The sequence below is a fragment of the Vibrio sp. 10N.222.52.B7 genome, from assembly GCF_041474275.1.
GTDB lineage: Bacteria > Pseudomonadota > Gammaproteobacteria > Enterobacterales > Vibrionaceae > Vibrio > Vibrio crassostreae_C.
The window spans coordinates 19,948-33,088 of record NZ_JBFRTU010000056.1 but is presented as its reverse complement, the minus strand read 5'-3'; the positions used below and the strand labels follow the sequence as shown (position 1 = coordinate 33,088).

10 protein-coding genes are annotated in these 13,141 nt (G+C 44.0%); 3 read left to right on the top strand and 7 right to left on the bottom strand.

Annotated features, from left to right (window positions below; genetic code table 11):
• Positions 1 to 70: 70 nt before the first annotated feature.
• Genes AB4512_RS15195 through AB4512_RS15185 form a run of 3 tightly spaced genes read right to left on the bottom strand, consistent with a single transcriptional unit; the run spans position 71 to position 5,270 of the window.
• Positions 71 to 3,130, bottom strand: a complete 3,060-nt coding sequence (locus AB4512_RS15195; protein WP_372175136.1) for an efflux RND transporter permease subunit — start codon at positions 3,128 to 3,130, stop codon at positions 71 to 73.
• On the bottom strand, positions 3,127 to 4,182 hold the full coding sequence (locus tag AB4512_RS15190; RefSeq protein ID WP_372175135.1) for an efflux RND transporter periplasmic adaptor subunit: 1,056 nt from the start codon (positions 4,180 to 4,182) through the stop codon (positions 3,127 to 3,129). Before AB4512_RS15190 ends, AB4512_RS15195 begins: the two co-directional genes overlap by 4 nt.
• Positions 4,182 to 5,270, bottom strand: coding sequence for an efflux RND transporter periplasmic adaptor subunit (locus tag AB4512_RS15185; protein ID WP_017064636.1), 1,089 nt, complete (start codon positions 5,268 to 5,270; stop codon positions 4,182 to 4,184). The genes AB4512_RS15190 and AB4512_RS15185 overlap by 1 nt, the downstream gene beginning before the upstream one ends.
• Before the next feature lie 150 nt (positions 5,271 to 5,420).
• Here AB4512_RS15185 and AB4512_RS15180 point away from each other — a divergent pair, with 150 nt between their 5' ends.
• Positions 5,421 to 6,164 (top strand): TetR/AcrR family transcriptional regulator, encoded by a 744-nt coding sequence (locus AB4512_RS15180; RefSeq protein WP_136974618.1) that lies wholly within the window; start codon positions 5,421 to 5,423, stop codon positions 6,162 to 6,164.
• Positions 6,165 to 6,279: 115 nt separating this feature from the next.
• On the opposite strand, the gene AB4512_RS15175 is transcribed toward AB4512_RS15180, so the two are convergent.
• The 3 genes from AB4512_RS15175 to AB4512_RS15165 all read right to left on the bottom strand — a co-directional run bounded on the left by AB4512_RS15175 (position 6,280) and on the right by AB4512_RS15165 (position 8,554).
• Positions 6,280 to 7,551 (bottom strand): DEAD/DEAH box helicase, encoded by a 1,272-nt coding sequence (locus AB4512_RS15175; RefSeq protein WP_372175134.1) that lies wholly within the window; start codon positions 7,549 to 7,551, stop codon positions 6,280 to 6,282.
• A 57-nt stretch (positions 7,552 to 7,608) separates the two neighbouring features.
• Positions 7,609 to 8,220, bottom strand: a complete 612-nt coding sequence (locus AB4512_RS15170; RefSeq protein WP_017059830.1) for an ACP phosphodiesterase — start codon at positions 8,218 to 8,220, stop codon at positions 7,609 to 7,611.
• 205 nt (positions 8,221 to 8,425) lie between these two features.
• Positions 8,426 to 8,554 (bottom strand): hypothetical protein, encoded by a 129-nt coding sequence (locus AB4512_RS15165; protein ID WP_017059831.1) that lies wholly within the window; start codon positions 8,552 to 8,554, stop codon positions 8,426 to 8,428.
• Between the two features lie 445 nt (positions 8,555 to 8,999).
• Here AB4512_RS15165 and AB4512_RS15160 point away from each other — a divergent pair, with 445 nt between their 5' ends.
• Positions 9,000 to 10,223, top strand: a complete 1,224-nt coding sequence (locus AB4512_RS15160; protein WP_017059832.1) for an aromatic amino acid transport family protein — start codon at positions 9,000 to 9,002, stop codon at positions 10,221 to 10,223.
• Positions 10,224 to 10,371: 148 nt separating this feature from the next.
• Positions 10,372 to 11,796, top strand: a complete 1,425-nt coding sequence (locus AB4512_RS15155) for a methyl-accepting chemotaxis protein (RefSeq protein ID WP_017064641.1) — start codon at positions 10,372 to 10,374, stop codon at positions 11,794 to 11,796.
• A gap of 408 nt (positions 11,797 to 12,204) precedes the next feature.
• On the opposite strand, the gene AB4512_RS15150 is transcribed toward AB4512_RS15155, so the two are convergent.
• A complete protein-coding gene (locus tag AB4512_RS15150) occupies positions 12,205 to 12,930 on the bottom strand; it encodes an HAD-IA family hydrolase (RefSeq protein ID WP_017059834.1) in 726 nt (241 codons plus the stop codon).
• Positions 12,931 to 13,141 lie beyond the last annotated feature (211 nt).

Genomic DNA, 13,141 nt, shown 5'->3' with positions numbered 1-13,141 from the left:
CGATGAACCATAAAAAAGCCCAGTCAAAACTGACTGGGCTGGCTTAAAAGAATCTGTTTTATATCATTCCCTAATAACCCGCAGTGGACGGTTTGATTCTATATAGAATAGCGAACATCACTGGTACTACTATTAGCGTTAGTACTGTAGCAAAGCCTAAGCCTGCCATGATGGTAATCGCCATCGAGCCGAAAAATGCATCGAATACCAAGGGAATCATGCCCAAGATAGTCGTAAGTGCTGCCATAGATACCGGTCGTACACGACTAATCGCACTGTCGACAACCGCTAAATATGGGTCTTTACCTGTTTGTAGCTCACTGTTGATCTGGTCAAGCAGTACGATTCCGTTCTTCAAAATCATGCCGCTTAGACTCAATAAGCCTAGGAACGCCGTGAAGCTGAATGGCATATTAGTCCCTAACAAACCAATTGAAACACCAATGATAGAGAGCGGGACCGTAAACCAAATCACAAGCGGCTTGCGAACCGAGTTAAACAGAAGCATCGTGATGATAAACATCAGCAAGTAACCCATTGGCAGTGAGCCAAACAGAGATTCCTGCGCATCTTTTGAGCTTTCGTACTCACCGCCCCAGCTAATGCTGTAGCCTTCTGGTAAATCTAATGCTTCTACCTTTGGTTTCACACGAGCAAACAGACTCGCTGGCGTTTCATCACCAAGAACATCGTGATCAGCCAATACCGTTAGCGTACGTTTTCTGTCACGACGCTGAATCAGTGGCTCAGACCATTGAAGCTCTACGCCATCAATCACTTGCTCAACTGGGATGTAAGTTTGTAGTGATGGGCTCCAAATCTTCACATTGTTCAGTGATTCAAAGTCAAAACGCTCTTCTTCAGGCAGGCGTGCCACGATAGGTAACATATGCGTACCATCACGCAGTAAGCCGATGTTATAACCACCAAACGCCATCTGTAGTGTCTCAGACAGATCCGCCTTTGAAATGCCAAGGCGACGTGCCTTTGATTCGTTAAACAGTGGCACGAGCTCTTTGGTGCGTTCACGCCAATCATGGCGCACATTTCGAGAGCCAGGATCGGCAAGTAAGATATCTTCGACTTCAACCGCAATATTACGCAGTACTTGTGGATCGGCGCCGATAATACGCGTTTCAATTTTTGAAGCTGGTGACGGGCCAAACTCAATCAACTTGAATTGGAACGTCGGTTGTTCAAATTCGTTCGCTAAGTCTTTGTCTAGCGCCGCTAGAGCCTTAAACATAGTGTCGCGGTCAGTGGTTCTTACTTGTAACTGGGCGTACGCTTCGTAGCTTTTCTCTGGTTGGTAAGTCAGTGCGAAACGTTGCATGCCCTGCCCAACCGTTGTGGTTACAAACTCCACGTCGTCTTGCTGGCGAATGTAGCTTTCAACTTTTTCTGTCTGCTTGATCGTTTCACGAACATCGGTGCCTTCTGGCATCCACATGTCTACGTAAAACATTGGGGTATTTGACGGCGGGAAGAACTGCTGCTTCACCATACCAAAACCGACGACAGAAACTGCTAATAGAGCGACCATACTAACTACAGTAAGCCATCTAAATCGAAGTGCTACTTTCAGACACGCACCGAATACCACAAACAGGATGCCTTTGTATGGGTCTTCGTTCTCATCAACCTTGTCTTCTTCTTTAAGCAACATCTCGGCAAGGAATGGCGTTAGTGTTAGTGCAGTTACCCAACTCAAAAACAGTGAGAAACACAGTACCCAAAACAGTGAACCCATGAATTCGCCTGTCGCATCCTTCGACAAACCAATCGGTGCAAACGCTGTGATAGCGATAATGGTCGCACCTAACAGTGGCCATTGTGTTTGCTTGACGATGTCTTTCGCTGCTTGAAGCTTGGTTTTGCCTTTCTTCAAGCCCACCAAAATACCTTCAACGACAACAATCGCATTATCCACCAGCATACCCAGCGCGATGATCAGTGCCCCCAGAGAGATGCGGTGCAGTTCAACATCGTTGTAATCCATCAGGATGAAGGTACCGAATACCGTCAATAGAAGAACCAAACCGATGATCAAACCACTGCGTAAGCCCATTGCGAACAACAATACAATGATAACGATGGCTACCGCTTCAACTAGGCTGATTAAGAAGTCAGCCACAGATTTGTCTACTTCTTGCGCTTGGTTGTAGAAGTAATTCAGTTCTACACCCGCTGGCTTAATGCTTTCTAGGCGATCCAGTTCCGCATCCAGTGCTTTACCAATCTCAACCACGTTTACACCAGAAGAGAACGCAATACCCAAGTTGATTGCAGGTTTACCGTTGTACGTTAATACATTACCCGGCTTTTCTTGAATACCACGAGTCACTTCAGCAACGTCTTTTAGACGAATTAGATTGCCAGTGTCACGACCATGAATGATTAGGTTTTCTAGTTCTTCAACCGTGCTTAATGTGCCGTTTGGCTTAATCGTTAGGCTTTGACCATTCAGCATCACCTCGCCTGCCGATACCACACTGTTTTGTTGTGCTAGCAATGCTGTCACCGTCGACATATCTAGGTTCAATGCGGCTAAGCGTTCCAGTGACATCTCAACAAACAGTTGTTCTTGTTGGTCACCTGCAATGCTAACTTTACCGACACCGTCAACCAGTTCGATTTCACGCGTTAGGTAATCTGCGTACTGTTTGAGCTCAACGTAATCGTAACCATCACCGGTCAGCATGATCATCACACCAAACACATCACCAAAATCATCGATGATCTGAACGGAATTTACACCACTTGGCAGTGTTGGTTGTAGATCGTTGATCTTACGGCGCATTTCATCCCAGATCTGAGGCAGCTCGTCTGGACCGTAGTCCATCTTCATACTGACCATAATTTGGGACATACCGTTCGATGATGTCGAGGTAATCTTGTCGATGTACGGAAGCTGTCTTATCTCTTTTTCTAGTGGGTAAGTCAGCTCTTCTTCAACTTCCATTGACGTAGCGCCAGGGTAAGTTGAAATAATCATTGCATCTTTAATGGTAAAAGCTGGGTCTTCTAAACGGGATAGATTACCAAAAGACGTCACACCGCCAATGGCCAAAATGACTAGAAACAGCCAGCTGATTACTTTGTTCTTTATTGAATATTCTGCGATGTTCATTCTGCTTTTCCTGACAATTGGATTCCGTCACGGAGTTTTCTTAAATTCGAATTTACGAGTAGCTCACCTTGCTCAACACCATGAGCGATGAGTGCGCCTTGGCCACTGATCTTGTCGACTTCTACTTCGCTTTTGAATGCTTGTCCGTCTTCCATTTTCCACACATAGAACTGATTCGCTTCAGAGCCCGCTTCTAGCGTTGTCATTGGTAATTGGTAGCCTTGAACATCGCTCTGGCCCGCTTTCGCCATATCTACATTGACCGTAACGCTCGTGCCTGGCAGAATTTCACTTTCAGGCTGCTGCATCTGCATCCAAAATTCGTAGGTACGGGATTGTGGGTGCAGTTCACTGGTGTGTTCTAGATACGTCAGTGGATATTGGCCTGTGTGACCGCCAAAGGTCGCCTCAGGACGATAGCTATTTGAAAGTATGTCTGGGCTAATTGACGCCAAGATCGAATCTGATACTTGAATTCGCACATACACCTTGTCGTTCTGGTACACACTCAGTAGTGTTTCTCCAGGCGTCGTATTTTCGAATCGTTGCTTATCGACAGTTGAGACTGTTCCTGAGAATGGCGCTAAAAGTTCTGTGTAACCTAGCTTGCGTTTTGCCGCCGCCAAATTCGCCGATGCGAGCTTGTAGTTAGCCGTCAGTTGGTCGTGTTCTGATTGCGATAACATTTCGCTGCCAAACATCTCAGTACCACGGGCCAACTGTTTGCTCGCCAGTTTGAATTGAGATTGAGCATCAGTCAGATCTTGGACGTACGTTGCGTTATCTAAGGTGGCTAATAACTGCCCTTTTTCGACATTGTCGCCCGCTTCTACTAATACTTGTTGAATCTCGCCTGCTAGCTTAAATGCCAAGGGAGTCAATTCAGCTGGCATCACCTGTCCATTAAAACTTCTGAACTGATTAGTAAGCGGTGCGCCAACTTCAAAGGTAGAAACCAACAAAGGTGGTTGTTCACGGTGTACAGCTTCATTGTTACAGGCTTGAAGTAACAGAACCGACGCGACAACAACTGATAATTTTGAAAGGTTCATTAAATACCGCCCTCACGAAGCCAAGCTTTTACTTGTTGTCCGTCTGATAACACATCCACACCCGCTTCAACGATAAGGTCACCAGACGACAATCCGTCGATAACCTTGCCTTGCTCATCAAGAAGGACTTGTACTTTAGAAATCAGTTGAGAGTCAGGGTTATAACGCCATAGTTCACCATGGCCTACGTCTTTGTTTAACCAAGCTGAATCCACAATACCAATGCCGTAGTCAGATTTACTTTTCTGAACTTCAACTTGCGCTGTCATACCAGAAAGTAGATTGATGCCTTCTGGCTTTTCGATAGACACAACCGCTTGGTAGCTGTTGGTATCTTCATCTGGTTGCGTTGAGATTTCTTTAAAGCGAGTCGGGATACGAATGCCGCGGTGGCTGTCCATCACAACCCACATGTTTGAGCTCGTTAGGTCTTGAATAGAACGGTCTTCAAGCTTTGATACTGGAATTGAAAACGTCACATCCATTTCACTGTGATTCAAAATATTCAGTACAGGCTGCTTTTCTGCGATCAATTGATATTGCTTTCCAAACACCATCGATACCACGCCATCGAATGGAGCAACTAAGGTAGTGTAGCCAAGGTTTGTTTTTGCTTGGTCCAACTCAACTTCAGCGGCAGTAAAGGTGTTTACGGCTTGGTCGTAGTAATCGGTACTGACCAGTTTTTTCGCATACAACTCAGAAGCTTGTTTGTATTGGCTGTTCGCCAGATCAAATTTAGCTTGGGCTGCGTCAACGGCAATACGGTAATCCGTCGCGTCTAATACGGCTAACACCTGACCTTTCTTCACTTCTTGTCCCATACGAACATCGAAGGTTTCTATATCTCCACCCACTTGGAAAGAAAGTGCCGCACGGTCGGTTGCATCAACCTTTGCAATGAAGCTATCGAGATCAATATCAGTCTGTTGTGGGATTTCGAACAGCTTGACTGGCTTGATTACCTGCACATTTTCCTCTGACTGAACTTTGTCACATCCAGTTAGAGAGCCTGCGAGCAATAGTGCTGCAATAACAGCTCCCATGCGCTTGCTCGATATGGCATTGATAGACAAATTGAACTGCATGATGTCTCTCCATTTAATTATTATGATTTATTACACAGGTGGGCAGTATATTCAAAATTCCGTAATCCACAAGCTTTACTTTCCACCTGTGCAGTATTTTTTATTTGAGTAAAAACAGTGTAGAATGTGGTAATCAGGTAAATGTGTGAAATGAAGATGACTGAAAAGAAACAAGGCAGAAGAAGCGCAAAAGACGCTGAAGAGACGAGATTTTTGATCATGGGTGTTGCTGCGGATATGTTCTGTGAGCATGGTTATGATAGCGTTTCGCTTCGTAACATCAGTGAGAAAGCAGGTGTATCGCATAGCCTTATTCGCCACCACTTTGGCAGCAAAGAAAAAATCTGGCATGCGATAAGCGATTGTTTACACGCCTATTTTCAGTCTTATATTGCTAAGATAGTGGAAGAGTTACCAAAAGGCGTCGCACCAAACATTACTATCTATTTATTTAGTATGCGCCTTTTTAGCAACATGATTCACTCACGAAAACCGATGCAACTTATCACTGACTCTGTTCGCCAAAAAGACAACTTGGTCGATTACTTTATCGACAATGTTGGCGATGTCGAAAAAGAAATCAACATGTTAGCTGAACAATATAACGATGCGAATCCAGAGAACTTGATCAACATTTATGAGATTAAGTGGCAAATGATCATGTATGCGCACGGAGCGGTATGCCTCACTCCCTTTATGGAAAGCACTTGGAATGAAGGCGATATGGTCACCTCTCCTGAAGATGCTCTACTTAAGCATTGGCAGCTTTTCAACACGCAGATGGTCAGCAAGTTCAATATTGATGAAGAGTGGGTTCTAAACCCAACCTCGATTGAAGAGCTGATTTATGAAGTGCCATGTGAATGGAAGTGTAACCAGGAACATAAAGCTTAATCGGGTTCATACCCATGATGAGCTTATAAGATACAAAAACGCGCCGTTACAGAAGTCACTGTAACGGCGCATTTTTATATGTATAGATCTTTAAACTGGAGCTTTGTCCAGCTTGTTAACGACGTGCTTTACCGCGGTTTTGGTGAATCTTAAGCTTCGCTTTCATCTTACGTTTTTCTGATGAACGGCTCTTGCTGCGACCACCACGATCGGGCGCTAGATCTTTTTCAAGGCTTGGTTCAAAGCCCTCTAGCCACTCTTGAGGCAAGCGCGTATCAAGTAATCGCTCAATGTCACCCAATAGGTAAGCTTCATCCTGACTCATCAAAGAGATCGCTAAGCCGCTGTTACCCGCACGGCCAGTACGTCCGATGCGGTGAACATAATCTTCTGCTTTAAATGGCATGTCATAGTTCACAACTTGTTCTAGCTGCTGAATATCAATACCACGAGCTGCCACGTCGGTTGCGATCAACGCACGAACTTTGCCTGACTTGAAATCGTCTAGGGCTTTTTGACGCGCACCTTGGCTCTTATCGCCATTGATTGATGCCGCTTTAATGCCGTCTAACTTAAGCTCTTTAACGAGAGCATCAGTGCCCTGCTTAGTCTTTGTGAACACCAACACTTGTTGCCAGTTTTTTGAACCAATCAAATACGCTAATAGCTCACTTTTACGCGACTTATCTACCGGGTAAACCATCTGTGTTACGGTTTCAGCGGTGCTGTTTTTTGGCGTAACTTGGATTTCACTTGGCTTCTGCATCATACGGTGTGCAATCGCTTTGATTTTGTTATCAAACGTTGCAGAGAAGAACAGAGTTTGACGCACTTCGTTCATGCGAGAAAGAATACGCTTGATGTCAGGCATGAAGCCCATATCTAACATACGGTCAGCTTCATCCAGTACCAGTACTTCCGTTTGGCTCAACATGATGTTTCTAGTGAACATGTGATCAATAAGACGACCAGGCGTCGCGACAAGAATATCTGCGCCACCGCGTAAGTTATCAGTTTGCACCTTCATGCTAACGCCGCCGTAAGCCACCACGACTTTAGTGTCGGTGCCCTTTGCGTAGCTAGTTAAGTTATCGAAAACCTGTTGTGCCAATTCACGAGTTGGCACTAATACAAGCGCACGAACGAGCTTAGGGTTCGGAATAACGTTGTCTTTTGTCTCGATTAATCTTTGAATAATCGGTAAACCAAACGCAGCCGTTTTACCTGTACCCGTTTGAGCACCAGCCAGTACATCTTTGCCTTCTAATACCAATGGAATTGCTTGTTCTTGAACACTGGTAGGAGCCGTAAAATTAAGCTCAGACAACGTGGCAAGAAGATGCTCAGATAATCCTAGTTGGTTAAAAGATTTTGTAGATTCAGACATAGTATGATGCTCAAAGATTAAATAGGCGCGGATTGTAGCAAACCTGCATTACGCTGTTTACCTTTCCTTTTGATTTTTCTTCATTTGAAGCGCATTAAACTGCTTAGCTTCCTCTAAAACGTTGGGATAAAGCTCATTAAAGTGACACTGCAACGTATCATAGTGACGTTCGAGGTCATCGTAACATGCCTCGAGCATACCGAGCTTAGGCCTTCTCAACGCCATTCGCTGCAACACCACCTCTATAGATGACATGTCTTGATAGCTCTCTAACCATCTATGCTCAGCCATTTTCTGATGAACCATAACGAAATTTTCAGGCCAGTGTGGCTCTTGATGTTCAAAGATCTGCTCATGGCTATCTAAACAAAAACGCTCTAATGTCTGCTGTGAAAACTGATCCCAATGATTGGCTAAGCAGTGATCCCAAAATACATCGAGTGCGATAGGCGCAAAGCGTCGTGTTTGGTCTGAGAAAAGTGATTTTGCAGAACGAGATACATCATGACGATCAGTATAGCTATCAACAAATCGATGAAGCCTAATACCGTCAGAAAGGGAATCAGAATAGTGTTTATTAGGGTCGCCTTTAACAAAATCACCTAACAGGTTACCTGCTAAGTTGCTGTTACAGTGCTTGGCGATGTGAAGGTGTGCGAGAAAGTTCATTGAACCTCATTAAAGTATCGAGAACTAAGTAACATGGTAAACGTACTCGTTTATCTTCGCGAACTTTAATGAGGATAGTTTTGGTATGACGTGTGAGCGAATACGATTTGCTCAGTTTAGAATTGTTTGCTTTGAGAAGCTTTAGCTAAGAAAACTTTTAGCTTTAAAACGTTTCAGTTGAAACTGAATTAAAGATCTTAAAAGCTTAGTTCGAAGACTTGAAAAGCTCTTCTGCTAACTGTTTCACTGTCTGCTCATAGTCAGACAAATCAATGCCAATTTCCATAGCATCTAACAACTCTAGACTTTCGTCATTATAAGATTGGTCACTCATTGTGCCCCCTCTATTCCTTGATGTGGACATGATGTCCGATTAACTAGTGCACCATCTTGGACTTATATTATGTCACTTTGATGAACGCACTCTACTCTACCCATTCCATATTCATAGCTTAAAGCTACTCGCGATCATTAACGCTTTTTTGCGTTAAAGGGGTATACGCGAACGACATATGTACTGCCACCTTACACCAAGTACAACAAATTACTCTATAAATTTTGAAACCGATCATGGTCAAACGTTTGCTTTGCTCATTTGAATGCTGACACGCCCTTTGTGTAAATATTAATTTACAGTGGATGTTTTTAATTACAATAAGAATTGCATTTGGAATTAAATTCAATCAGAATACTTCAAAATCGAGATATTCTTTGGGTTTATGCGCTTAAGCTAGAAGAATCACAATGAAAACACACCCTAACGTAAAGAATTATATACAATGAATAAATCAAAGGTTTTTGGTAGTACTTTGATCATTGCAGGCACAACCATTGGTGCTGGCATGCTCGCTCTTCCACTTGCTTCTGCAGGTATTGGCTTTTCAACTTCACTTTTCTTGATGCTGGGTTTATGGGCGTTAATGGCTTTTACTGCGCTATTAATGGTAGAGCTTCACCAATTCGCAGAATCTGACGCTACCCTACACACGTTAGCTCATACCATTTTGGGGACAAAAGGAAAGTGGATTGCGAGCTTCGCGGTGATGTTTCTTTTCTACGCTCTGTGTGCGGCATACATAGCTGGCGGCGGTGCGCAATTTAACCAACGAATTTCGGATATCGCGGGTATCGAACTTAATGCTCAAATCACCACGCTTCTATTTACCCTATTAGTTGCCGGCGTTGTTACGATTGGTACACACAGTGTTGATAAAGTTAACCGCGTTTTGTTTGGCTTAAAGCTTATCGCGATGGTTTTGGTACTCAGCTTCCTAGCGCCAAACATTACCTCTCAATACTTAATGAGCATGCCTTTACAGCAAGGCCTGATTGTTGCGGCTATTCCGGTTGTGTTTACCTCTTTTGGTTTCCACGGCAGCATCCCATCAATTGTTCGATACCTAGATGGTGACGTTCGTTCTTTACGTAAGGTAATGATTATTGGCTCAGCACTGCCTCTGGTTATCTACGTTTTCTGGCAAAGTGTTACTTTGGGCGTGATTAGCCAAGAGCAGTTGTTGTCTGACACAAGCTTGGGCGCGCTATTAGTCTCGCTATCGCAAACGGTTCATCAATCCAACCTAAGCGTGATCGTCGGTGTGTTTGCAGACCTTGCACTGCTGACATCTTTTATTGGTGTGAGCTTGGGCTTATTTGAATTCATGGGCGACTCACTGAGCAAGAAACTAGGTAACGCAAAACGTGTTAAGACAGCTGCTATCACCTTCTTACCGCCACTGGGGTTTGCCTTATTTTACCCACAAGGCTTCATCATGGCTTTAGGCTACGCAGCCATTGCACTTTCAGTGCTCGCGATTCTGTTACCAACAGTGATGGTCTACAAGGTTCGTTACACTGATTTCTCTGTCAAACCACAATCTTCAGAAGCCAGTTACCAAGTGTTAGGCGGTAGCAAAGCGTTGTTTTTAGCAGGTAGCGTTGGCGTATTTATCATTGCGATTCAAGTTCTTATTTCAGTAGGGTTACTGCCTTCTTTAGGCTAATAAACCTATACAGAACTAATTTACTTGATTCAGTTCTCATAAATGACATATCACTATCATTAATTTTCACAATTAGTCGATTGAAGTCACATTTTTATTGAGGTCGGTTATTTAGAGTCCACGGTAAAGGATTTACCGTGGAGTTTTTATGAAAGAAGTACAATTTCGAACGATAGACAAACTGTTTATTAAGATGTCGATCAACGACAAGTTTTGGGTCATTTTCTTAATCTTTTTTGCCGCTCTGGCAAGCCTAGCTGGACTGAACTACGTCAACAAAATGGAACACATTGACGTAACTGCAAAACAGCAGGTCGAGTATCAACTGCAAGGCATTTTATCAGCATCAGATTCCCCGGCATCTGTTCGCTCTGTTAGCCAGCAAACTCGCGCTCAACAAACCACTATTTCAAATAATGGTTCTGTGACTGCCACAGCACTCGCACAAGATGGCAACTACTACTCACTTACCGTTTCAACGAACGATATACAGAATCAAAAGCAGCAAGCACTGTACACTTTATTACTGAGCTTCTTGTGGTGTGTGCCTTTTGGTCTTTTCTGTTACTGGGTAGCGACTTTCCTAGGCGGCGCACTTTGGGTTCTTTATTCAACGACTCAAAAGATTGGTGATGGTGACTTAACATCACGCCTTGGCTTCCACCCTGGCCGTGATGAGTTCGGCACGATTGGTTGTGCGCTTGACCGTTCAATGGACACGCTTAGTGAGTTAGTCAACAACGTAAACCACAGTGCAGCAACGCTAAGCGAAACATCGGCTTCTTTCGAAACTGAGATGAAGCGCAGCGAAACACAAATCATGAGCCAAAATGCCTCTCTAGACTCTGTAGCGACAGCAATGGATCAGATGACAGCTTCGGCAAATGAAGTCTCTAACATCTCTGCACGCTCAACTGAACAAACAGAACAAGACGCGCAGCAAATCAACGATAGCCACGCGAAGGTTCAACAGGCAATCTCGGAAATCACCACCCTTTCTTCTTTGATTGAGCAAACCTCATCTTCTGTTACTAGCTTGAATGTGAATACGAGCCAAATTAACGAGGTCATCACGACGATCAATGCTATTTCAGAGCAAACTAACTTACTTGCTTTAAATGCCGCGATTGAAGCCGCTCGTGCGGGCGAGCAAGGCCGAGGTTTCGCTGTTGTTGCTGATGAAGTAAGAACACTGGCAAGCCGCACTCAGTCGGCTACTGTAGAAATCCAAGCGATGATTGAACGCTTACAGCAAGAGAGCCAAAATATCGCGAAGATCACCGAACAGACGGTTGACCAAGCGCAAACCAGTAGCCAGTTGATTTCAAACATTGGTCACGACGTAAACTCGATTGCAGATTCAGCTCAAGCACTAATGGACATGAGTATCCAAATCGCAACATCAGCCGATGAGCAAAGTAACGTTGCCAATACGATTGCAGCAGAGCTTAACGATATTCGAAGCCAATCCGATGTGATTAAAGACGTGGCTCAGAATTCTTCAAATGGCGTATCTAGGCTAACAGAAGCGTCGGTTTCTCTATCTCAGACATTGGCACGCTACCGAACTTAAGGATCAACTGGTGAACTAGCGGCGTGAATTGAAAACAAACTAATGAGGACTCGTAATGGGTCCTTTCTTTTTGGCTTTTGTTTAATAACATTACAAGAACCATGGTCAATAACGATGACATTATCAATTACCATGAAGCAAGTCGCAAAGGAGAGATTAAGAAGTGTCAGAACTGTCTAATATTCGAGCTTAGGAGTAATCTAATTGAACGGGTCTTTTTTCGCTTACCCCCTTGCTGCAGGTGACACATAATGAATAAAACAGAAACACCAAACACCGACGACATTACATGCCCTTTATGCCAACACGACGAGTATCTGCTTTCAGAAAGTGGAGAAAAGTTTACTTGTGCATCTTGCGGTTTCCACACCAAACAATTTAGTAAGGTAGTCAGCCTTCAACTAAGCTCTACCCCACCAAAGCTGCAGAATTCGATATACCACCATTTGAGCAGTGCTTGCCATTAATCCAAACTGAAATTTCTTCTAAACTGTAGATATCCTGAGCCGCGAGTTCTGCTGAGTCGGCTTCGGGATCTACGATTGCTTCATCAATACTCGGGCGTAATCGAAACGATTGGATACCCGCGCGAACACCAGCCTCAATCCCTTTCAACGTATCATCCACGTAGATGCACTCATTTGGCAGAAAGCCCATGTTCATGGCCGTGTACATGATTAGATCAGGCTCTGGCTTCCAGCTGTTAGCATCAAAAGCTGAGAACACTTTGCCTTTGAAGTCGTCTAGCATGCCTGTCATCGCCAATGAAGATTCAACCCTAGATTTCGGTGCATTGGAAGCAATACAAAACTCGATGTCTTGTTGTTTGAGGAATTCAATAAGTTCGATAGCGCCATCCATCGGTTTTAAATGACGCTGGAACAGTGCTTGTAATTCATTGCGATATAACGGCTCAAGTGTATCAATCGAGATAGATAACCCAAGACGTTCTTGTGTATCCATTAAGATGTCGGCTAGCTTCCCGCCTTGAAAGTGCGCATAGCAGTCGTTGACGTTTAGCTCCGCTCCAAAGCCAGTGAAAACGTTCACCAAAGCTTGGCAGCACAGCTTTTCACTATCGATAAGTGTTCCGTCACAATCGAAAATCACACATTTAGTCTGTTCTAACCGCATAGGTATCTCACTCAGATTGAATCCAAGTTTTATCCTATAGTGTTCTTTCAATGCGCGAGATGATTGAGGTAACAGTTTGCAGATACAGGCTTATTTCTCTTCGCGAAATATGGAGTTGATCACTTTATCGCTCGACATAAGGAACAGTTTTCATCAAATGACCCCAGATTCTACGAAATCAAAGACTGCGAGGTTTACATAAGTGACTCAA